The sequence below is a fragment of the Mycolicibacterium vaccae NBRC 14118 = CIP 105934 genome (assembly GCF_001552715.1).
Lineage (GTDB): Bacteria > Actinomycetota > Actinomycetes > Mycobacteriales > Mycobacteriaceae > Mycobacterium > Mycobacterium vaccae.
On sequence record NZ_BCRS01000108.1, the window covers coordinates 1 to 21,331 of the forward strand.

Here is a 21,331-nt window from a genome sequence, read left to right on the forward strand (position 1 = left end):
CGCAGACCGGCCAACGCCTCGGGGGTGTCGGCGTCGCGCCGGTCCCGCGCGGACGGCACGTCGCGCTGCGACGCCGGTTCGGTGTTCTCGGCGCCGAGTTCGGTCCACAGCGCGACGCCGAGCGCGAGCACGATGACCAGCGCCACGATGCTCCACCGGGCCGACGCACTGACGGACACGCCGGGCACCTACAGCCCGGCCAGCGCCAGCAGGTGTTCGGTCTCGGGTCCTTTGACCAGCGGCGCCGCGATCATCGGATCGGTGGGGCCGATGCCGTAGGACGGACAGTCCTTGGCGAGCACGCAGACCCCGCAGGCCGGCTTGCGGGCATGGCAGACGCGCCGACCGTGGAAGATCACCCGGTGGCTGAGCAGCGTCCACTCGCTGCGCTCGATGAGCTCACCGACGGCGTGCTCGACCTTCACCGGGTCTTCCTCGGCCGTCCAGCGCCACCGCCGCACCAACCGGCCGAAATGGGTGTCGACGGTGATGCCGGGGACGTCGAACGCGTTGCCGAGGATCACGTTGGCTGTCTTGCGCCCCACCCCGGGCAGCGTGACCAGCTCGTCGAGGGTCTTGGGGACCTCCCCGTCGAACCGTTCGACCAGGGCCTGGCCCAGCCCGATCAGCGAACTGGCCTTGTTGCGGTAGAAGCCGGTGGGCCGGATCAGCTCTTCCAGTTCGGTGCGGTCGGCCTGCGCGTAGTCCAGGGCGGTGCGGTACTTCTTGAACAGCGCCGGGGTGGTGAGGTTGACCCGCTTGTCGGTGCTCTGCGCGGAGAGGATGGTCGCGACCGTCAGCTCGAGCGGGTCGGTGAAATCCAGTTCGCAGTACACATGCGGAAACGCCTTGGCCAGGGTGCGGTTCATCCGGCGGGCGCGGCGGACCAGCCCGAGGTGGGTTTCTTTGTCCCATTTGCGGTCCGATTTTCGGCCGGTCTTCGCCTTCGGCGCCCCGTCGGCCGGTTTCACGCTCACCAGGCCAGCGTACTGACGGACACCGACGCATCCGGCGGCGGATAGGTCCGTAACGTGGACTTTTCGTGATCCTGCCGAGATCTTCGCCGTGTTTACTTCTGCGTTGTGTCGTGGTTGCTCGTTGCGCTGATCCCGGGGTTGCTGATGCTGGCGACGCTCGGTCTGGAGCGCGTGGAGGCGGGTTTGCGCCGCGAGGCGTTCCCCTCCGCCGACGTCGACGAGTTGCTGCAACATGCCGAGGCTGTCGAGGCCGAGACCCGGGCGCGGGCCGCGAGCGGTCGGACGCCGCGGGCGGTCCTGCGGCGGGTGACGCCGCGCGACACCCCCACCGACGGGTTTCTCGAGCCCGTTTCGGCCCCGGGTCCGCCGACCGGTGAGTACTTTCGCGTGCTCGCCAATACTGAATTTCGGCAGACCCGACATGCCGATCGTGTGTAGCGTGGGCTGGTCACACAGGGACCTACCTCTAGACTGATCTCACGATCTTTCGAGGTCGACTCGCGAATTTTGATCATCAAGCAATAAGGGGCAACGTGGACGAGATCCTGGCCAGGGCCGGAATCTTCCAGGGTGTGGAACCCAGCGCCGTTTCCGCGCTGACCAAGCAGTTGCAGCCCGTCGACTTTCCGCGCGGACACACCGTGTTCGCCGAGGGTGAGCCCGGCGACCGTCTGTACATCATCATCTCCGGGAAGGTCAAGATCGGCCGCCGTTCACCGGACGGCCGTGAGAACCTCCTGACGATCATGGGCCCGTCGGACATGTTCGGCGAGCTGTCGATCTTCGACCCGGGTCCACGGACGTCCAGCGCCACCACCATCACCGAGGTGCGCGCGGTGTCGATGGACCGCGAGGCGCTGCGGGCCTGGATCGCCGACCGCCCCGAGATCGCCGAGCAGCTGCTGCGTGTGCTGGCCCGCGGTCTGCGCCGCACCAACAACAACCTCGCCGACCTGATCTTCACCGACGTGCCCGGCCGCGTGGCCAAGCAGCTGCTGCAGCTCGCGCAGCGGTTCGGCACCCAGGAGGGCGGCGCGCTGCGCGTGACGCACGACCTGACCCAGGAGGAGATCGCTCAGCTCGTCGGCGCGTCCCGCGAGACCGTCAACAAGGCGCTGGCCGACTTCGCCCACCGCGGCTGGATCCGGCTCGAAGGCAAGAGCGTGCTGATCAGCGACTCCGAGCGGCTGGCGCGCCGAGCGCGGTAACGAGCGGGAATCCGGTACCGAGCCCGGTAACCACTGCGCCGAAATTGCATTCCACGCGCGATTTCCCGCCCGGGGACCGCACGGAATGCGATTTCGGCCGTGGTCAGCGGCGCAGGTAGTCCAGCTGCGCCTGCACCGAGGATTCGGCCGCCTCCCACAGCTTTTCGTCGACGTCGGTGTAGACGTGCTCGACGACCTGCCGTGCGGTGGCCTCCTCCCCCAGTTCGCGCAACGCGCCGCGCACCTGGTCGAGCCGCGCCTCGCGGTGGCTCAGATACATCCGGCTGACCGCGACCACGTCGTCGAGTTCGGGGCCGTGTCCCGGCAGTACCCGGCGGGGCCCGAGTCCGTGCAGCCGCCGCAGTGATTCCAGATAGTCGCCGAGGTCGCCGTCCTCGGTGTCGATGACGGTGGTGCCGCGCCCGAGGATGGTGTCCGCGGTCAGGACCGCGCCGTCGACGAGGAAGGACATCGAGTCGGCGGTGTGGCCGGGGGTGGCCATCACCGTGATCTTCAAGCCGGCCGCGTCGATCACCTCACCGTCGGTCAGCGAGCCGCCGAGACCGCGCTGGAACCCGCTGCCGACCGACCGCACGACCGCGCCCGTCAGGTCCACCAGGCGGTCGATGCCTGCGGTGTGGTCGGCGTGCCGGTGGCTGATGAGCACCAGCGCGATCTTGCCCAGCGCGGCGAGCCGCTCGATGTGCTCGTCCTTGTCGTCCGGACCGGGGTCGACGACCACCATCTCGTCACTGCCGGGCCCGCGCAGCACCCACGTGTTGGTGCCGTCGAGTGTCATCAACCCCGGGTTCTCGCACAGCAGCACCGACGCGGTGTCGGTCACCGGTCGCAGCAGGCCGTACGCGGGGTGCTCCACCTACGCGACCTCCGTCCGATCGTCGCTCACGCGACCTCGAAAATCACTTCCACTTCCACCGGCGCGTTCCGCGGCAGCTCGGCCACCCCGACCGCCGAGCGGGCGTGCGCACCGGCCTCGCCGAAGACCTCGCCGAACAGTTCGGACGCCCCGTTTATCACCCCGGGCTGGCCGGTGAAGCCGGGCGCCGACGCGACGAAACCGACCACCTTGACGACCTTGACCACCGAGTCGATCCCGACCAGCGAGTCGACGGCGGCCAGCGCGTTCAGCGCGCAGCGACGGGCCAGGTGCGCGGCGTCCTCGGCGGACACCTCGGCCCCGACCTTGCCGGTCGCGGCCAGCTCACCGTTGGCGATGGGCAGCTGCCCGGAGGTGTAGACGAGGTTGCCGGTGCGCACCGCGGGCACGTACGCCGCCAGCGGTGCGACGACCTCGGGCAATGCGATGCCCAGCTCGTCCAGGCGGGCCGACCAGGCGCTCACTTGGCCCGCTTCAGGTAGGCGACGTGCTGCTCACCCGTGGGTCCGGGCAGGACCGACACCAGCTCCCAGCCGTCCTCACCCCACTGGTCCAGGATCTGTTTCGTGGCATGCGTCAGCAGCGGAACGGTTGCGTACTCCCACCGGATCGGTTCGCTCATGCGGCCGAGCTTAACCGGGATCGGACCGGCCTTGGCTAGCATGCTTGCGTGGCTACCACATCTTCGGCGACACCCGGCGCTAGCAGGCACCTCGGCTGGCCCTCGCGCCTGACCGAGGCGCGGCTGCACTTCGTCACCGGAAAAGGCGGCACGGGCAAGTCGACGATCGCCGCGGCGCTCGCACTGGCCCTGGCCGCCGGTGGGCGCAAGGTGTTGCTCGTCGAAGTCGAAGGCCGCCAAGGCATTGCGCAGCTGTTCGACGTCCCGCCGCTGCCGTACGAAGAGGTCAAGATCGCGACCGCCGAGAGAGGCGGACAGGTCAACGCGCTGGCGATCGACACCGAGGCCGCGTTCCTCGAGTACCTGGACATGTTCTACAACCTCGGCCTGGCCGGGCGCGCGATGCGCCGGATCGGCGCCGTGGAGTTCGCGACGACGATCGCACCGGGCCTGCGCGACGTGCTGCTGACCGGCAAGATCAAGGAGATCGTCACCCGCAACGACAAGAGCCAGCAGCGCGGCAACGCCACCGTCTACGACGCGGTCGTGGTGGACTCGCCGCCCACCGGCCGCATCGCGCGGTTCCTGGACGTCACCAAGGCGGTCTCGGACCTCGCCAAGGGCGGGCCCGTGCACTCCCAGGCCGAAGGCGTGGTCAAGCTGTTGCACTCGGACCTGACGGCGGTGCACCTGGTCACGCTGCTGGAGGCGCTGCCCATCCAGGAGACCCTGGAGGCCATCGACGAGCTGCGCGAGCTGGGGTTGCCGATCGGCGCCGTCATCGTCAACCGCAACATCCCCGCCTACCTGTCGCCGGAAGACCTGGCCAAGGCCGCGGAAGGGGTGATCGACGCCGACGCGGTTCGGGCCGGCCTGACCGCGGCGGGCATCACGCTGTCCGACGACGATTTCGCGGGACTGCTCACCGAGACCATCCAGCACGCCACCCGCATCGCGGCACGCAACGAGAGCGCCGAGCAGCTCGTCGAGCTCGACGTGGCCCGCCTGGATCTGCCGACGCTGCCCGACGGCGTCGATCTGGGCAGCCTCTACGAACTGGCAGAAGAGCTCGCCCATCAGGGCGTGCGGTGAGCGGAGAGACACGATGAGCCACACCCCACCGGTCCTCGACATGGCGTCGGTGCTGCGCGACACCTCCAACCGGGTGGTGGTCTGCTGCGGCGCGGGCGGCGTCGGCAAGACCACGACCGCCGCCGCGATGGCGTTGCGTGCCGCCGAATACGGGCGCACCGTCGTGGTTCTCACCATCGACCCGGCCAAACGATTGGCCCAGGCGCTGGGCATCCGCGATCTCGGCAACAACCCGCAGCGGGTGCCGCTGGCGCCGGAGGTCACCGGCGAGCTGCACGCGATGATGCTCGACATGCGCCGCACATTCGACGAGATGGTGGTGCAGTACTCCGGTCCCGGCACCGCGGACGCCATCTTGGACAACCAGTTCTACCAAACCGTGGCCACCTCGCTTGCCGGCACGCAGGAGTACATGGCCATGGAGAAGCTTGGTCAGCTTCTGGCAGAGGACAAGTGGGATCTGATCGTCGTCGACACTCCCCCGTCGCGCAATGCGCTGGACTTCCTCGACGCGCCCAAGCGGCTGGGCAGTTTCATGGACAGCAGGCTGTGGCGGATGCTGCTGGCGCCGGGCCGCGGTATCGGCCGGCTGGTCACCGGCGCGGTCGGCCTGGCCATGAAGGGCATGTCGACGATCCTTGGGTCCCAGATGCTCTCTGACGCAGCGTCTTTCGTGCAGTCTCTGGATGCCACGTTCGGCGGCTTCCGGGAGAAGGCCGACCGCACCTACGAGTTGCTCAAGCGGCGCGGGACCCAGTTCGTGGTGGTGTCGGCGGCCGAGCCCGACGCGCTGCGGGAGGCGTCGTTCTTCGTCGACCGGCTGTCCTCCGAGCACATGCCGCTGGCGGGTCTGATCCTCAACCGGACGCATCCGACGCTGTGTGAACTGCACGCCGACAAGGCGGCCGAGGCGGCCGACGACCTGGCCGAGACCGAACCGGACTCGGTGGCGGTGGCGGCGCTGCGCATTCATGCCGATCGGGCATCGACCGCCAAGCGGGAGGTGCGACTGCTGTCGCGCTTCACCGGCGCGAACCCGACGGTGGCGATCGTGGGGGTGCCGTCCCTGCCGTTCGACGTGTCCGATCTGGATGCGCTGCGGGCGATCGCCGACCAGATCACCAACGCGGCGTAGCTGCGAATCGGACCGTGCGGCGTAGCCGCGCGTTGTTCGCCGACGAAGTAACCGCGCCCCGTAGGGCGCGGTTACCGCGATTTCAGGTCGTTTGCGACGATGTCGCCAACCCGCGAATCAGGCAATCGCGGCTTAGCTGAGCGTCGCCTCAGCCGGCAGTGCGGTGCTTGCGCTGAGCAGCAAAGAAGTCGGCCCAGGAGACCACCTCGGGATGCTGCTTGAGCAGCGCGCGGCGCTGACGCTCGGTCATGCCTCCCCAGACGCCGAACTCGACGCGGTTGTCCAGGGCGTCCGCGCCACACTCGGCGATGACGGGGCAGTGGCGGCAGATGACCGCCGCCTTGCGCTGCGCTGCGCCGCGGACGAAGAGCTCATCCGGGTCCGTCTGACGACACCTGGCCAGTGAAACCCAAGCAATACGCGCTTCGGCTTCGGCCCCATGAAGAATGGACTGACCGGATGGGTCCACGGAGGTCTTACGAGCCGCAGGCTTGACTGTTGACACCGGCGATCCCCTATCGTTCTGGCCGCGCCCCGACAACGCAGACGATTATTAACCCACGCGTCGATAGCTTGTGCGATCTACGCCACACTGCGAGTAGCAGGTGTGACCTGCATCGCACTGTCAGCTCAACTTAGGTGGTCAGGGCCGGTTTGCGCAATACGTCCGTGACCACTTTTTTGGGACGACCGTGCCGTCATGGGGGTACTGTGCGCGACCAGCTCAGGGGCCTTCCTCGCCCAAGCGCTGATGAGCGGCGTTTGACATGGCCTGACAGGTACGTCGGCAGACCGCTCGCGGCGGGAGCGCCGAATATCGTCGCTACTCTGTACCCATGCCGGAGCACCCCTCGGGCCGGCCGCCGCGTGCGGTGACGGTCATCAAGCTCGCCTGGTGCGTGCTACTCGCCAGCGTGCTGGCCGCCGGATTGATGTTCCCGGTCGTGGGTGGGTTCGGGTTGATCTCCAACCGCGCTTCCGACGTCGTCGCCAACGGTTCGGCCCAGCTGGTCGAGGGCGAGGTCCCACAGGTCTCGACGATGACCGACAGCAAGGGCAACGTCATCGCGTGGTTGTACAACCAGCGACGCTTCCAGGTACCCAGCGATCAGATCGCCAACACGATGAAATTGGCGATCGTCTCGATCGAGGACAAGAGGTTTGCCGACCACAACGGTGTCGACTGGCAGGGCACTCTGACCGGCCTGTCCGGATACCTGTCGGGGAACCTGGACACCCGCGGCGGTTCGACGATCGAACAGCAGTATGTGAAGAACTACCAGCTGCTGGTGGTCGCGCAGACCGACGCCGAGAAGCGCGCCGCGATCGAGACCACCCCGGCCCGCAAGCTGCGCGAGATCCGGATGGCGCTGACGCTGGACAAGACGTTCACGAAGCCCGAGATCCTGACGCGCTATCTGAACCTGGTGTCGTTCGGCAACAATGCGTTCGGCGTGCAGGACGCGGCACAGACCTACTTCGGCATCAACGCCACGGAATTGAACTGGCAGCAGGCCGCACTGCTCGCGGGCATGGTGCAGTCGACCAGCGCGCTGAATCCGTACACCAACCCCGAGGGCGCGCTGGCCCGTCGCAACGTGGTGCTGGACACCATGATCGACAACCTGCCCGAGTACGCCGACGAGCTGCGGGTGGCCCGGCAGCAGCCGCTCGGCGTGCTGCCCCAGCCCAAGGAACTGCCGCGCGGCTGCATCGCCGCGGGCGACCGTGCGTTCTTCTGTGACTACGCGCTCGAGTACCTGGCGCGCGCCGGGATCAGCAAGGACCAGGTCGCCAAGGGCGGCTACATGATCAAGACCACGCTGGATCCGGACGTGCAGGCCACGGTCAAGAACGCGATCAACGAGTACGCGAGCCCGGATCTGCCGGGCGTCGCGAGCGTGATGAGCGTGATCCGGCCGGGCAAGGAATCCCATCCGGTGCTGGCGATGGCGAGCAACCGCACCTACGGCCTGAACCTCGACGCCGGCGAGACGATGCAGCCGCAGCCCTTCTCGCTGGTCGGTAACGGCGCAGGTTCGGTGTTCAAGATCTTCACCACCGCCGCGGCCATGGAGATGGGCATGGGCATCAACACCCAGCTCGACGCACCGAGCCGCTTCGAGGCCAAGGGTCTGGGCAGCGGCGGCGCCCGCGGGTGCCCGCCCGCAACCTGGTGCGTGCAGAACGCGGGCAACTACCGCGGGCAGATGAGTGTCACCGACGCGTTGGCCACCTCCCCGAACACCGCGTTCGCGAAGCTGATCGCCCAGGTCGGCGTGCAGCGCACCGTCGACATGGCGGTGCGGCTCGGGTTGCGGTCCTACGCGCTGCCGGGCACCGCACGCGATTACGACCCGGAGAGCAACGAGAGCCTGGCCGACTTCGTCAAACGTCAGAACATCGGGTCGTTCACGCTGGGCCCGATCGAGGTGAACGCGCTCGAGCTGTCCAACGTGGCGGCGACCCTTGCCTCCGGCGGCACCTGGTGCCCGCCCAATCCGATCGCCGAGATCTACGACCGCCACGGCGAGCCGGTCTCGGTGACGACCGAGACGTGCGAGCAGGCGGTCCCGGAGGGCCTGGCCAACACGCTGGCCGTGGCGATGAGCAAGGACGACACCGGCGCGGGCACCGCCGCCGGTGCGGCCGGCGCGTCGGGCTGGACGTTGCCGATGTCCGGTAAGACCGGCACCACCGAGGCCAACCGCTCCTCGGCGTTCCTGGGCTTCACCAACCAGTACGCCGCCGCCAGCTACATCTACGACGACTCGACGGCCCCCACCGAGCTGTGCTCGTTCCCGCTGCGGCAGTGCGGCTCCGGGAACCTGTTCGGCGGCAACGAGCCGGCCCGCACGTGGTTCACCGCGATGACGCCGATCGCCACCGCGTTCGGCGACGTCACGCTGCCCCCGACGGATCCGCGCTATGTCGAGGGCGGCCCCGGTTCCAAGGTGCCGAGCGTCGCCGGGCTCAGGGAGGACATCGCGCGGCAGCGCCTGCGGGAGGCCGGTTTCCAGGTCGCCGAGCAGGCGTCGTCGGTGAACAGCACGTCGTCTCGGGGCACTGTCGTGGGCACCTCGCCGAGCGGGCAGACCATCCCGGGCTCGATCATCACGATCCAGGTGTCCAACGGCATCGCGCCTCCGCCGCCCCCGCCCGCCGCACCGATCCCCGGCCTGCCGCCGCCACCGGTCGGACAGCAGGTGATCCAGATCCCGGGTCTGCCGCCGATCACGGTGCCGGTTCTCGGTCCGCCTCCGCCGCCTCCGCCGCCACCTCCGGGCTGACCTCGGGTGCCTGTGGCGCACAGCGAATAGCGATAGGCTGGGCGAATGCCTGTCGCTTCACCGGGAACGATCCTCAAGACCACGGCCGCCGCGTCGGTCGGCACCCTCGTCGCCGGCATCGGGTATGCGTCGCTGATCGAGCGCAACGCGTTCGTTGTCCGCGAAGCGACGATGCCGGTGCTGTCGCCCGGTTCGTCGCCATTGAAGGTGTTGCACATCAGCGACATCCACATGCGTCCGACGCAGCGGCGCAAGCAGGACTGGCTGCGCGAGTTGGCGGGCTGGGAGCCGGATCTGGTCGTCAACACCGGCGACAACCTGGCGCACCCGAAGGCGGTGCCGGCTGTCGTGCAGGCCCTTGGTGACCTGTTGTCGGTGCCCGGTGTCTTCGTGTTCGGCAGCAACGACTATTTCGCGCCGAAGGTGAAGAACCCGGCCAACTATCTGACCAAGCCGACCCACCGCATCCACGGCGAGCCGCTGCCCTGGCAGGACCTGCGCGCGGCGTTCACCGAGCGCGGCTGGCTGGACATGACGCACACGCGCCGCGAGTTCGAGGTGAACGGCCTGCACATCGCCGCTGCCGGCGTCGACGACCCGCACCTGACCCGCGACCGCTACGAGACCATCGCCGGGCCGGCGAGCCCGGCGGCCAACCTGACGCTGGGCCTGACCCACTCCCCGGAGCCGCGGGTGCTGGACCGGTTCGCCGCCGACGGCTACCAGCTGGTGATGGCCGGACACACCCACGGCGGCCAGCTGTGCCTGCCGTTCTACGGGGCGATCGTCACCAACTGCGACCTCGACCGGTCCCGGGCCAAAGGTCCGTCGCGGTGGGGTGCGCGCACCCAGCTGCACGTGTCGGCGGGCATCGGCACCTCGCCGTTCGCTCCGCTGCGGTTCTGCTGCCGGCCGGAGGCGACGTTGCTGACGTTGGTGGCGGCGCCGACCGGCGGTTCCGACGCGGGAGCGAGGGCCGGACAGTCGAGCCCGACCGTATCGGCGCGGTGAGCCCGTCAGGCCCGTGTCGTCAGTCGCGGGCATGGGTGGACAACGCGGTCCGGTTGATCGAGGCCGACGCGCACCGCAGCGCTGACACACATCTGCTGCGCTACCCGTTGCCCCCGAGCTGGTCGGCCGGCGTCTCGTTGTATCTGAAGGACGAGACCACCCACATCACCGGGAGTCTCAAGCACCGGCTCGCGCGGTCGCTGTTTCTCTACTCGCTGTGCAATGGGTGGATCGGCGAGGACACGACGGTCATCGAGGCCTCGTCGGGTTCGACGGCGGTGTCGGAGGCCTACTTCGCAGCGATGCTGGGGTTGCCGTTCATCGCGGTGATGACGGCCTCGACAAGTGCATCGAAGATCGCATTGATCGAATCCCAGGGCGGCCGTTGCCATTTCGTCGACGAGGCAGCGCAGGTGTACGACGAGGCGCATCGGCTGGCCGAGGAGACCGGCGGGCACTACCTGGACCAGTTCACCAACGCCGAGCGTGCCACCGACTGGCGGGGCAACAACAACATCGCCGAGTCGATCTTCGAGCAGATGGGTCAGGAGACCCATCCGGTGCCGGACTGGATCGTCGTCGGCGCAGGCACAGGCGGCACCAGCGCGACGATCGGCCGCTACATCCGGTACCGGCGTCACTCCACCCGGCTGTGTGTGGTGGATCCGGAGAACTCGGCGTTCTACCCGTCCTACGTGAGCGGGGAGGACGTGGTGACCGGCGCGTCATCACGCATCGAGGGGATCGGGCGTCCGCGTGTGGAGCCGTCGTTCCTGCCCGGGGTGGTGGATCGGATGATGTCGGTGCCCGACAGCGCGTCGGTGGCGGCCGCACACCACGTCAGCCGGGTGCTCGGACGGCGGGTGGGACCGTCCACGGGGACGAATATCTGGGGTGCGTTCGCGCTGCTGGCGGAGATGGTGGCCGACGGCCGCCACGGGTCGGTGGTCACCCTGCTCGCCGACAGCGGCGACCGCTACGCCGACACCTACTTCTGCGCCGAGTGGCTGACCAGCCACGGCATCGAACCGGCGGAATCGGCCGGTGTGCTGGCCGAATTCGAGCGGTCCGGCCGCTGGCGCTGATCGTCGGACCGCCGCGTGAGCGGGCCGTCGGAGGTGAGGAACAGCCACAGCGCCGCCAGCAGGAAGAAGCCCAGGTAGATCGATGCGCCCAACCCGGTCATGATTCGCCCCGTTCCGTTCGGTGGTGTGTGTCAGTGTGCATAACGCCACCGACAGCTCGGATCCATCCCAGGGGTGTGTCGCGTCACTCGCAGGCGTTTGGCGTCGGCGGCGCCCGGTGCGATACGCTGTCGTGGCTTCACTCGGGGTGTGGCGCAGCTTGGTAGCGTGCTTCGTTCGGGACGAAGAGGTCGTGGGTTCGAATCCCGCCACCCCGACTCGTGTGATCGCAGGTGAGAGGCCCTGACCGGTTATCCGGTTCAGGGCCTTCTTGCTGTCGGGCAGAGCACGGCCTTGGGCTGCGGGTTGATGCGCGGCCGCGACACCGCCGCCAGTAACGCCCCCACGGCAGCGACCGCACCCAACGCCACGAACATCGCGGAGTACCCGCCGAGCAGGCTGGCCAGCGCGGCGCCGACGAACGGGCCGACGGCGGTGGCGATCATGATCGGTGCGTTCAGCAGTGCGCTGAGGCGACCGTAATGGGTTGGGCCCCAACGCTCCGTGACGGCGGTTGCTTGCAGCAGCGTCATGATGCCGCGCATCACGCCGGCACCGATCGCCACGACCAGCAACGCGGCGTAACTGCTGAACATCCCGAGGAGCGCGGTGGTGACGGCGACACCGGCCATGATGCCGACGGTGCGGGGCACGACGCCGACCCGACGGACCAGAGCTTGATAGCCGAGGCGGCCGAGGACCTGTCCGGCACCGCCAAGGCCGAGTGCGACGGCCGCAGCCCCGGTACTGATGCCGCGTTGGCCCATCAACGGCACCAGGTTCGCTATCACCGCATACGACGCCAACCCGGACAGCGCGAATGCGGCCACCAGCGCCAGGAACGACCCGCTGCGCGCCGTTCGCGTCGGCGCTTCGACGTGGTGCTCGGTGGTCACCGGCGGCCACGGGCGCCGCAGCCCGAAGAAGTGCGCCGGAACCGTGATCACGGCCAAGACCGCAGCCAGCACCAAATAGGTTTGTCGCCAGTCCAATTGCGCCGACAGCGCGGCGGTCAGCGGCGCGAACACCGTGCTGGCGAATCCCGCGACCAGCGTCAACACCGTCAACGCGCGCACCGCGTCGGCGGCGAAGAACCGGGTCAGCGCCGCGAACGCGGGTGCGTAGAACACCGCGCTCATCGCTACCCCGGCGAGAACCCAGGCCGCCACGAACCAGCCGTAGTTCGGGGCGGACGCCACCGCCAGCACCGACCCGGCGCCCAGGGCCGAACCGGCCGTCATGATCCAACGCGGACCGACACGGTCCAACCATCGCCCGACGGGGATCCCCACCAGGGCTGAGGTCACCAACCCCGCCGAGAACGCCGCGGTCACCGCCGGCGCCGACCAGCCCGTGTCTGCGCTGATCTGATCGGACAGCACGGTGAACGCGTAGTAGAGGACGCCCCAGCTGGTGATTTCGGTGACGCACAGGGTGAGCAGCACCCAGCGCAGCCGGTGCGCTGCGCGGGGTGCCGCGAGAGGATCAGTCCCGGTCATCCGCCCAGCGGAGTACCCGGCATCGCCAACGGTTGCACCGATGACGGTGGAGAGGTCGGGGTCGGCCCGCAGCAGCCGCCGCCGGCGTTCTCCGCCTCGGGACTGTCGAACAAGCCGGCCCCGTTGCACACCCCGGTGTCGGGCAGCGTCAGCTCAACACGTCGAGCTGCTTCATGGTCGCCGGCCAGCTCGGCGGCGATGCTGCGGACCTGTTCGTAGCCGGTCATTGCCAGGAAGGTCGGCGCCAGGCCGTAGGACTTCATCCCGACGATGTACAGATTCGGTTCAGGGTGGGCCAATTCGGCGGCGCCGTGCGGCAACACGCTGCCGCACGAGTGTGCGTTGGGGTCGATCGACGGGGCCAGGCGGACGGGGGCCTGCAGGATCGGATCCAGCTCGATGCGCATCTCCGACAAGAACGACAGGTCCGGCCGGAAGCCCGTGAGGGCAACCACGTGATCGGCCGGCGACAGGGCTCGACCGTCCTCCGCCGTCACCACCGCGCGTCCGTTCACGAGGTCGATGCGCTCGGTACGGAAACCGGTCACCAACGAAACCCGACCCGCCTCGACCGCTTCCCTGGACCGGACGCCCAGCGCGCCGCGCTGCGGCAGTTCGTCGGCGGCACCACCGCCGAAGGTGTCCCCCACCACCCCTCGGCGCAACAGCCACGTCACCGTCGTCGACGGATCGCTGCGCACCATCTCAGTGAGTTGGATCACCGCCGTCATCGCCGAATGTCCGCTGCCGACCACCACCACGTGCTTGCCCGCCAGCGACGAGGTCTGCGCCGGCGTCGGCGGGAGATAGGTGAGCACGCCCGCGGCTGCCGCACCGCGTTCCCCGATCGCCGGAACACCGTCGGCGCCTGCAGGATTGGGCTGACCCCAGGTGCCGGAGGCGTCGATGACCGCCCGGGCCTGCACCCGGCGCTCGATTCCGTCGGCACTGCTGACATGGACAACGAACGGTGTCTCGGCACGGCCCGGGCTGACCAGCCGATCCCGCCCGAGCCTGGACACGGCCTCGACTCGTGCGCCGTAATGCACACACGGGCCGAGAGCCGTCGCCAACGGCGACAGATAGTCGTCTATCCACTCCCGGCCGGCCGGAAAGCCGGCGTCAGGAGCGGCCCATCCCGTCGCCGCCAACAGGCGGGCGGCTGCGGGATCCACCAGTTCGGGCCACGGCGAGAACATGCGCACATGCCCCCACTGCCCCACCGCCGCCCCTGGGCCCGTACCGGCCTCCAACACCACTGGTGTGAGGCCTCGCTCCAGCAGTTGAGCAGCCGCAGCCAACCCCAACGGACCGGCTCCGATCACCACGACGGGCAGTCTCGACACGCCTCGCCCCTCTCATCGAAATCCTTCGATGGATGATCCTGCTTGATGCATCGAAGAGTGTCAATGTGTGTGCCATGCTGGAGCGCATGGCGACCGCTACCGCTTCCGTGACCATCGCTGACGTCGCTGCGTGCTGTTCCCCTTTGACAAGCGGCGTGCTGGACGCGGCCGCCGCCGAACGCCTCGCGTCGGTGTTCAAGGCGCTCGCCGATCCGGCGCGGGTCAGACTGATATCCCTCATCGCGGCCGCGGACGGAGGTGAGGCATGCGTCTGCGACCTCACCGCGCCGCTCGGCCTGAGTCAGCCCACGGTGTCACACCATATGAAGTTGCTCGTCGACAGCGGCCTGGTGAGTCGCGACCAACGCGGTAAATGGGCCTACTATCGCGTCAACTCGGAAGCGTTGGACCGCATCGCCACAGCGGTCTCGACGCGCCCGCGCTGACGGCCAGACCAGTACTCCGTCTCGGCGCCGCGAAATTGGTGACCGGACCCCCTCCGTGCCGCGACTAATCTTCTAGCAAACGCTGCGTGTCGATCGGTGGGACGGAGACTGCTGTGGAAGTTGACCCTGACGTATTGCGTGCCTTCGCCGGGCAGGTGGATATCGCGTCGGGCCGGATTCACGAAGCGGACGTCGGCGGCAAAGTCGCCTCGGCCGCGGACGGCCTCGACGGATCGACCACGCAATGGGCGGTCGGGCTCGTCGGCGCGCACGTCCGACAGCTCGCCGACCAGATCGCAGCCAACGTCGCCGAGATGGGTACGGCGGTGCGCGGAGCGGGCAACACCTATGAGGTGACAGACCAGGGCCTGGCTGAGCGCTTCGTCGGGATCTTCTGATCCGTGTTGCCCTCACGCTCCCGGCTGGAACGCTGGAACCCCGATTCCCTGACCTCCGCCGGCCAAGCCGTCACCGACTCCGGCGGGGCGGTCGACGAGGCGGTGGCCGCGGTCAGCACCAACATCGCCACCATGCCGGACACCCGGGCATGGTCGGGTGACGCTCATTCGGCAGCCACGTCGATGTTCGAGCGGGCGGCGAAGCAGACGAGTGCGTTTTCGGCCTACACCGCCGCGGTCGGTCAAGCCCTGACCCTTGGCGCCGGCACCATCGGCGCGGCCCGAACCCCGCTGTTGGACAAGGCCTTTGATCTCGACATGGGCGGCGAGCTGCATGTCAGTGACCAGTGGGTGGTGCTGATCACCGGCGCTCAACTGACCGCCGAACAGACCGCGGCGCTGGAACGGCGGGCCCAGGCCGAGCAGGCCGCGGTCAACCGGCTGCTGCTGGCGGTCGGAGCCGCCGATGACGAGACGGCCGCCGCCGTGACCGGCGCCGCACAGCCGTTCGGATTCGAGGTGCTGAACCCGGCCGGTCTCGGCAGCCTGCTGCTACCGGGATCCCAGAACCCCGGTGATGAAGTCCCCAATCCGTCGACCAGCATGGGACTCCTTCAACAGGCGACGATCAGGGACGCGGACATGGCCCAGACGATTCGGGATACCAAGGTGGAGAAGCAGTTCAACCCTGACACCGGAGAAGAAGTGGCTACCACCACGACGCTCTTCATGCAGGACGGCAGCAGACACGTCAGGACTGTCAATGCCGAACCGCACTTTCGGACCGAGGACCGCTGACCACCGAAGTGCAATTCGACAAGGACGGCAACAAGATCTCGGAGGCGACCTCGGTCGTCTTCGAGGACTGGGCGCACCACGGCTTGGCCGGCTCGAAATCGACCACCACACAACTCGCCGACGGCACGGTCATCCATTTTCTGGAACGGCCCAACGGCCAGCGGGTCGGCACCATCACGACGCCGGACGGCCGCCAGGCCGACGTCCCGCTCGACCTCTACAACCACCCGGTTCTGACCGCCGTCGGCGCCGGCATCAGTGGCCTGGAAAACCAAGCCGGACGCGGTATTCCGATGCTCACCGACGAGGCCGCGGACAAGGTCCGGATCGGTGCGAAGTACGGGGGCCCGGCTCTGGGCATCGCCACTGCGTTGTGGGATATCGCAGTGGCGGACACCGACTTCGAGAAGTGCGTTGCGGCAGCCGAAGGCGCCACCTCGGTGGCAGCGGGCACGCTAGGGGGGCTGGGGACCTCGTGGGGCGGACCCGTGGTGGTCATTCCAGCAGTTGTGATCGCATCCGGCGGCGGCCAGGCATTGGGGAACTGGATCGGCAACACGTTCTGTCCGCGATGAAATCCCCCGCCCGGCTGATCGTCGCCATCATAGTCGCAGCCATCACGTCGATCTTTTTCGTCGGATGGTCCGGTACCTGGCTTGCCCGCGGCAGCTACCTCACCGCGATCATCATGCTCGCTGCCGGCATTTTTGGTTTCTCTTTGACTGTGCACGTGGGGTACGCGCTGTCGGGAGCGGCCCGACCGCGGACGGAATACGGTGCCACCGGCACGGTGATCCGGCCGGCGAAGTGGCTCGACCCCGTGAGCATCCTCGGGTTCACAAGCGGGGTTCTCGCAGCGGGTTTGTACCTGCTGTTCGCGCCTCTGGGCCTGGTTGATTACGTCCCGAGAGGCACTCTCCGGGTGGGAGTTCCAACGGCGTGCGTCTTCATCCTGACATTCGGGATTGCGGTCCTCTACCGGATGTTCCAGCACGGCGACAGCCACCTGCGCCTCCACCCCGGCGGATTCGAGATTTGGAACGGCCTCTGGAACGTCTTCAAGCGCGGAGAATGGGACGAGATCGAACAGATCCTGGACCGTCCGGCCCGTGGCGGGAGCATCGGCCGCGAGATGATCGTCTTGAAACTGCCCAAGAGCCGCAGCGCAATGCTGGTGACCGACGCGATCACCGGCAACAGTGACGCGCTCCGCGAGTGGGTCCGCTTCTACTGGCAGCACCCCGAACACCGGGGCGAGCTTGTCGACAACCGCGCGCTGCAACGTCTGCACGACGAGAGGTTTGTCGTCGAATAATGCTGCCAATCAGCGCATCTCATTGTGGGGGTGATCCGTGCGGGTCATAGCTTTCTTTGCTGTCCTTGTCGGACTCGGTGTGTTCACCGGCGTATGGGCGGTCATGTGGCTGCGCAACGGGAGCTACCTCACGGCGCTGATCGTCTTCCTGATGACCGTATGGGCGTTCGGGTTCGTGCTGTACTTTCTCTCCACATCGCTGGGCAAAGCGCGACCGCGAACAGAGTGCGGGGACGCTGGCACTCTGCTTCGACCCGGAAAACTCACCGACACGGCGCTGATCACTTCCGTCTCCGCGGTCTTCGTCGCCTCAGCGCTGTACCTCGTCTTCGCGCCGCTCGGTCTGGTCGACTACGTGCCGTCGGGAGTCATGCGGGTGTTGGTGCCGGCCGGCTGTGCATGCATGGTGCTGCTCGGTCTGCCGATGGTTTACCGGATGGTCCAGTACCGAAGTGGAGGGCATCTGCGTTTGCACCCCGACCGGTTCGAAGTCTGGAACGGACAATGGGGCTCATTCCGTTGTGGCACATGGAATGAAATCGAGGAGATCCTGGATCACCCACCAAAGGGGCAAAAGCCGTTCAACGACGTCGTCGTCCTCGCGCTCCGGGGCGGACGCAGTGCCATGCTCGTTGCCGACGCGATCACCGACAACAGTGACGCGCTCCGCGAGTGGGTCCGCTTCTACTGGCAGCACCCCGAACACCGTGACGAGCTGGTCGACGGCCGCGCCCTGCGCCGCCTCGACGAGCGCAGGTTCATCCCCGAATGATCAGCTGGTCGACGCAGGCACTGAGCAGCTCGGCGTCCAGCGGTTCGGCGCAGCCGGTGTCGTCGGCTTCGTACAGGTAGTCGCCGTCGTCACGGACCTGCACCCACTGCAGGAGCGGACGGTCAGGATCGGTACCCCAGTGCCGCGCCCCGTCATACCGCGACTGCACGGTCCCGGTCGCCACCACATTACGACCGTCGACGACGGACACCGCGGGTTCTTGCGAGGCGGCGGGGGTGATCGTGAGGCCGAGGTCGTCGTACCGGTCCAGCGTTTCCGGCGGCTCCGGCAGCCGATCCCCCATGCCGGCCACCGCGATCCGCGGATGGGTCCCGGCGCCGACGAGCGCCACCGCGTCGGTGACCACCCTCCCCAGGCTTTCCGGTGGTACCGCGAAGACGTCGACGACGTCCACTCCGTCGCGATCTCGACGCTGCATCGCGACGAACCCGTCCCCGTCGCTACGCAAGGCGTGCAGTCTGAGGTCAGGTGCGTCCTCGTCGAAGTGATGAACCCGGCATTCGACGCAGACATCGGCGCGCACAAGGGCTTCCACCCAGGGCCGGATTCCACGCAGATCCCCGTCGCTCAGCCGCTCCTCTGCCGGTCCCACGTCGCGGCGGGTCAGCCACACCGACCCGACGGGACGGGTGCGGCCCAACGGGTACGGCAGCAGGTCACGGCCGTAGAGTTCGCAGGCCGTCTCCAGATCGACCACCGCAACCGTGCCCACCAGTTCCGACCACACCGTCTCCGAAAGACCGCCCGTCATAGCTCCATTCTGCCGCCCGCGCATCACCATCAGTCACACGAATCCGCGCTTTTCAGAGGTCTTCTCGCACTTGTGCTGAGAAAAGCGGAAACGTGGGGCCACTGGGACACACGAGCCCACCAGAAAGGCGAGCCCCTACCCCGCGTTGACGTCCGACGGGTGCACCGCCAGCGGCGTGACGTGGATCTTCATGTACGGAAACAGCGGCAGTCCCGAAAGAATGTGATGCAGTTCGTCGTTGGAGTCGACGTCGAAGATGGAGTAATTCGCGTACTCCCCGACGATGCGCCAGATGTGCGGCCACTTGCCGTCCCGCTGCAATTGCTGCGAGTACAGCTTCTCGCGGTGCACCATCTCTGCCCGTACTTGCGGGTCCAGATCCGGCGGGATCGCGACGTCCATGCGCACGTGGAACTTCATCGGCGCGTCACGCTTTGACGGGGTCGAGCACGAAGCTGTAGGCCACTCGCTCCGAACCGTCTGCCTGGGACTGCGGGTCCAGGATCAGCTCGGACTTCACCGCCCCGGCGATGTCGTCGTCGTTGTGCGGATCGCCCGGGAAGTACAGCTGGGCGGTCAGCAGCTCGTGGCCGGGCGCGGAGACCTTGACGTGCAGGTGCGCCGGTCGCCACGCGTGCCAGCCTGCCGCGGCGATCAGCTTGCCGCAGGACCCGTCGGTCGGGATCTGATACGGCGCGGGCCGGATCGTGGTGATCTCGAACGTCCCGTCCGGTCCGGTGCTGAAGGTGCCGCGCAGGTTCCACTCGGGCAGGTTCGGCGCGAACTGTGAGTAGAAGCCGTCGGCGTCGGCGTGCCACAACTCGACCTTGCCCTGCAGCGGGGTTCCGTCGGTGGAGGTGATGACGCCCTCCCACACCAACGGGGTGCCCTGCTCGCCGTCGCGCATCGGGATGGTCCCGCGCGCACCGCATTCCGGTGAATCCGGAACGTAGTAGGGCCCCTCGATGGTGCCTTTGTTGCCTTCCCGGTGGTCGGTCGCCACGTCCTCGACGACGTGTTCGACCCACACGTCCAGGAACAGCGGCCACTCACCGTCCGCGCCGACGTTGATCAGCCAGGCTTTGAGCGCGTTGTACTCGTCGTAGCTGACGCGGTGCCGACGGATGGTGTCGTGTACCGCCGAAAGCACCTCGCGCGCCAGCAGATCCACCCTCTCCTTCGGGGTGTCCTTAACGGCGTCGAACGGTGACTTGTCGGCGCGGAAACGTTCGGTCGCCGACGCACCGGATGCGGCGGCGGAGGCGACGTCGGTCGGGCTCTCCATGGTGGTCATGACGATCTCTTTCTCCGAATTGTGCGTTGACAGGACCCGGGGGCTGCCCGGGGAAATCTCAGTTGTCCGTGCGGTAACGGGCGAGCTTGTCGGGGTCGATCTCGACACCCAGGCCGGGGCCGGGCGGTACGTGCAGCCTGCCCTCGCGGATGCGCAGCGGGGTGGCGAGCAGATCGTCGGACATGTCGAGGAAGTTCGACAGTTCCCCGGCCCGCCGCGCGGTCAGCTCGAACGCCGCGCCGAACGTCACCGCGCAGGCGGTGCCCAGCTGGCCGTCGATCTGGTTGCCCATCACGACCTCCAGTCCCAGCCCCTCTGCCAGATGGTGCACGCGCTGGGAGCCGGTGAATCCGGTGCGCGCGGTCTTGATGCTGATCGCGGTCGCCGAGCCGGCGAGCACCTCCCGGGTGACGTCGGCCGGGGTGGGCACGGATTCGTCGGCGATGAACGGGATGTCGGTGTGCCCGACGAGCCAGCGCCGGCCCAGCACGTCGTCGGCGGGGCACAGCTCCTCGGCGAAGAGCAGGTCGAGGTCGGCCATCTCCTTGAGCGCCCGCAGCGATTCGGCGGCGGTCCACCCGCGGTTGCCGTCGACGTAGAGGTCGACGGTGTCGCCGAAGCGTTCCCGCAGTGCCCGCACGACCGCGGTGTCCAGCGTGACGGGACGCCGGCCGACCTTGACCTTGAACGTGGAAATGCCGTACTCGTCCTGGATCCGTTCGGCTTCGGCCACCATCTTGTCGGGGGTGTCGAAGCCGAGCATGTGGCTGACCCGCATGTGGTCGGTGTAGCCGCCGAGCATCGCGCTGACCGGTAGGTCCAGGCTGCGTCCCAGCGCGTCCCAGATCGCCATGTCCACTGCGGCTTTCGCGGTCGGGTTGCCGACGGTGCGGCCCAGCCGCGCATGCACGACCTCGCGTTCGGTCAGGGTCAGCCCGACGATCTGCGGGGCGAAGATCTGCCGGATGACCGCGAGAATGCCGTCCTGGGTCTCGCCGTAGGTGAACGGCCGCGGCGGGGCTTCGGCAACCCCGACCACCCCTTCGTCGGTACGGACGCGCACCAGCACGTGTTCGGCGGTGCGGACTTCGCCGGACGCGAACCGCAGGGGTTTGACGTACGGAATGGCGAAGGGGATCGCCTCGACGGCAACGATTTTCACAGCAACTCCTGGACTTCGGGGTTAGCGAGGTCGGTCAGTCCCGCCGACAGCACCGCGACGACGGCGTCGACGACGGGCTGGTCGGCGCCGGCCCGCCAGGCCAGTGCCAGCT

At 68.0% G+C, this 21,331-nt stretch carries 24 protein-coding genes and 1 tRNA gene; 14 read left to right on the plus strand and 11 right to left on the minus strand.

Features of this window, described 5'->3' with window-relative positions; genetic code table 11:
• Positions 1-188 precede the first annotated feature (188 nt).
• Entirely contained in the window at positions 189-977 is a 789-nt protein-coding gene (gene nth / locus MVA01S_RS19500) for an endonuclease III (protein ID WP_040542054.1), read from the minus strand.
• 105 nt (positions 978-1,082) lie between these two features.
• Between nth and MVA01S_RS19505 the strand changes: the two genes are divergently transcribed.
• Both MVA01S_RS19505 and crp read left to right on the plus strand, forming a co-directional pair.
• Positions 1,083-1,415, plus strand: coding sequence for a hypothetical protein (locus MVA01S_RS19505; RefSeq protein ID WP_003931719.1), 333 nt, complete (start codon positions 1,083-1,085; stop codon positions 1,413-1,415).
• Positions 1,416-1,510: 95 nt separating this feature from the next.
• Positions 1,511-2,185: a cAMP-activated global transcriptional regulator CRP gene (gene crp / locus MVA01S_RS19510; RefSeq protein WP_060941672.1), complete on the plus strand. Its 675-nt coding sequence runs from the start codon at positions 1,511-1,513 to the stop codon at positions 2,183-2,185.
• 103 nt (positions 2,186-2,288) lie between these two features.
• On the opposite strand, the gene MVA01S_RS19515 is transcribed toward crp, so the two are convergent.
• From MVA01S_RS19515 to sp36, 3 genes are read right to left on the minus strand one after another with little or no spacing between them, the layout of a single operon-like run.
• Positions 2,289-3,062 carry an MBL fold metallo-hydrolase gene (locus MVA01S_RS19515; protein WP_003931717.1) on the minus strand — a complete coding sequence of 258 codons (774 nt, stop codon included), beginning with the start codon at positions 3,060-3,062 and terminating at the stop codon, positions 2,289-2,291.
• Between the two features lie 26 nt (positions 3,063-3,088).
• Positions 3,089-3,547, minus strand: a complete 459-nt coding sequence (locus MVA01S_RS19520) for a RidA family protein (RefSeq protein ID WP_003931716.1) — start codon at positions 3,545-3,547, stop codon at positions 3,089-3,091.
• Positions 3,544-3,705 (minus strand): Sp36 family protein, encoded by a 162-nt coding sequence (sp36, locus tag MVA01S_RS30945; RefSeq protein ID WP_003931715.1) that lies wholly within the window; start codon positions 3,703-3,705, stop codon positions 3,544-3,546. The genes MVA01S_RS19520 and sp36 overlap by 4 nt, the downstream gene beginning before the upstream one ends.
• 48 nt (positions 3,706-3,753) lie before the next feature.
• Between sp36 and bagA the strand changes: the two genes are divergently transcribed.
• On the plus strand, positions 3,754-4,797 hold the full coding sequence (gene bagA / locus MVA01S_RS19525) for an ATPase BagA (RefSeq protein WP_003931714.1): 1,044 nt from the start codon (positions 3,754-3,756) through the stop codon (positions 4,795-4,797).
• A gap of 13 nt (positions 4,798-4,810) precedes the next feature.
• Entirely contained in the window at positions 4,811-5,932 is a 1,122-nt protein-coding gene (bagB, locus tag MVA01S_RS19530; protein WP_003931713.1) for an ATPase BagB, read from the plus strand.
• A gap of 148 nt (positions 5,933-6,080) precedes the next feature.
• Here bagB and MVA01S_RS19535 read toward each other — a convergent pair whose 3' ends face one another.
• A complete protein-coding gene (locus MVA01S_RS19535) occupies positions 6,081-6,437 on the minus strand; it encodes a WhiB family transcriptional regulator (RefSeq protein WP_040542051.1) in 357 nt (118 codons plus the stop codon).
• A gap of 331 nt (positions 6,438-6,768) precedes the next feature.
• Here MVA01S_RS19535 and ponA2 point away from each other — a divergent pair, with 331 nt between their 5' ends.
• The 4 genes from ponA2 to MVA01S_RS19555 all read left to right on the plus strand — a co-directional run bounded on the left by ponA2 (position 6,769) and on the right by MVA01S_RS19555 (position 11,635).
• Positions 6,769-9,222 (plus strand): transglycosylase/D,D-transpeptidase PonA2, encoded by a 2,454-nt coding sequence (gene ponA2 / locus MVA01S_RS19540; RefSeq protein WP_003931711.1) that lies wholly within the window; start codon positions 6,769-6,771, stop codon positions 9,220-9,222.
• Positions 9,223-9,267: 45 nt separating this feature from the next.
• Positions 9,268-10,233, plus strand: coding sequence for a metallophosphoesterase (locus tag MVA01S_RS19545; protein WP_003931710.1), 966 nt, complete (start codon positions 9,268-9,270; stop codon positions 10,231-10,233).
• Positions 10,230-11,318: an L-cysteine desulfhydrase Cds1 gene (gene cds1, locus MVA01S_RS19550; protein ID WP_051015324.1), complete on the plus strand. Its 1,089-nt coding sequence runs from the start codon at positions 10,230-10,232 to the stop codon at positions 11,316-11,318. The genes MVA01S_RS19545 and cds1 overlap by 4 nt, the downstream gene beginning before the upstream one ends.
• 243 nt (positions 11,319-11,561) lie before the next feature.
• Positions 11,562-11,635 (plus strand) — tRNA-Pro (locus tag MVA01S_RS19555).
• A 42-nt stretch (positions 11,636-11,677) separates the two neighbouring features.
• On the opposite strand, the gene MVA01S_RS19560 is transcribed toward MVA01S_RS19555, so the two are convergent.
• Positions 11,678-12,916, minus strand: a complete 1,239-nt coding sequence (locus MVA01S_RS19560) for an MFS transporter (protein ID WP_003931707.1) — start codon at positions 12,914-12,916, stop codon at positions 11,678-11,680.
• Positions 12,913-14,262 (minus strand): NAD(P)-binding domain-containing protein, encoded by a 1,350-nt coding sequence (locus MVA01S_RS19565; RefSeq protein WP_040542047.1) that lies wholly within the window; start codon positions 14,260-14,262, stop codon positions 12,913-12,915. Before MVA01S_RS19565 ends, MVA01S_RS19560 begins: the two co-directional genes overlap by 4 nt.
• 86 nt (positions 14,263-14,348) lie before the next feature.
• Here MVA01S_RS19565 and MVA01S_RS19570 point away from each other — a divergent pair, with 86 nt between their 5' ends.
• The 6 genes from MVA01S_RS19570 to MVA01S_RS19590 all read left to right on the plus strand — a co-directional run bounded on the left by MVA01S_RS19570 (position 14,349) and on the right by MVA01S_RS19590 (position 17,991).
• Entirely contained in the window at positions 14,349-14,708 is a 360-nt protein-coding gene (locus MVA01S_RS19570; protein WP_040542096.1) for an ArsR/SmtB family transcription factor, read from the plus strand.
• A gap of 113 nt (positions 14,709-14,821) precedes the next feature.
• Positions 14,822-15,106, plus strand: a complete 285-nt coding sequence (locus MVA01S_RS19575) for a type VII secretion target (protein WP_040542045.1) — start codon at positions 14,822-14,824, stop codon at positions 15,104-15,106.
• A 3-nt stretch (positions 15,107-15,109) separates the two neighbouring features.
• On the plus strand, positions 15,110-15,904 hold the full coding sequence (locus tag MVA01S_RS32085) for a hypothetical protein (RefSeq protein ID WP_237024264.1): 795 nt from the start codon (positions 15,110-15,112) through the stop codon (positions 15,902-15,904).
• 8 nt (positions 15,905-15,912) lie between these two features.
• Complete coding sequence (locus MVA01S_RS32090) at positions 15,913-16,479, plus strand: hypothetical protein (protein ID WP_237024265.1); 567 nt, start codon at positions 15,913-15,915, stop codon at positions 16,477-16,479.
• Positions 16,476-17,219, plus strand: coding sequence for a hypothetical protein (locus MVA01S_RS19585; protein ID WP_003931703.1), 744 nt, complete (start codon positions 16,476-16,478; stop codon positions 17,217-17,219). Before MVA01S_RS32090 ends, MVA01S_RS19585 begins: the two co-directional genes overlap by 4 nt.
• Before the next feature lie 79 nt (positions 17,220-17,298).
• Positions 17,299-17,991 (plus strand): hypothetical protein, encoded by a 693-nt coding sequence (locus tag MVA01S_RS19590; protein WP_003931702.1) that lies wholly within the window; start codon positions 17,299-17,301, stop codon positions 17,989-17,991.
• Here MVA01S_RS19590 and MVA01S_RS19595 read toward each other — a convergent pair.
• The 4 genes from MVA01S_RS19595 to MVA01S_RS19610 all read right to left on the minus strand — a co-directional run bounded on the left by MVA01S_RS19595 (position 17,978) and on the right by MVA01S_RS19610 (position 21,219).
• The gene (locus tag MVA01S_RS19595) at positions 17,978-18,763 is read right to left on the minus strand and encodes a hypothetical protein (protein WP_003931701.1); all 786 of its coding nucleotides are present in this window, start codon (positions 18,761-18,763) and stop codon (positions 17,978-17,980) included. The genes MVA01S_RS19590 and MVA01S_RS19595 overlap by 14 nt on opposite strands.
• 135 nt (positions 18,764-18,898) lie before the next feature.
• Positions 18,899-19,183, minus strand: coding sequence for a muconolactone Delta-isomerase (gene catC, locus MVA01S_RS19600; protein ID WP_003931700.1), 285 nt, complete (start codon positions 19,181-19,183; stop codon positions 18,899-18,901).
• Between the two features lie 7 nt (positions 19,184-19,190).
• Entirely contained in the window at positions 19,191-20,057 is an 867-nt protein-coding gene (gene catA / locus MVA01S_RS19605; protein WP_003931699.1) for a catechol 1,2-dioxygenase, read from the minus strand.
• 58 nt (positions 20,058-20,115) lie between these two features.
• On the minus strand, positions 20,116-21,219 hold the full coding sequence (locus MVA01S_RS19610) for a mandelate racemase/muconate lactonizing enzyme family protein (protein WP_003931698.1): 1,104 nt from the start codon (positions 21,217-21,219) through the stop codon (positions 20,116-20,118).
• Positions 21,220-21,331 lie beyond the last annotated feature (112 nt).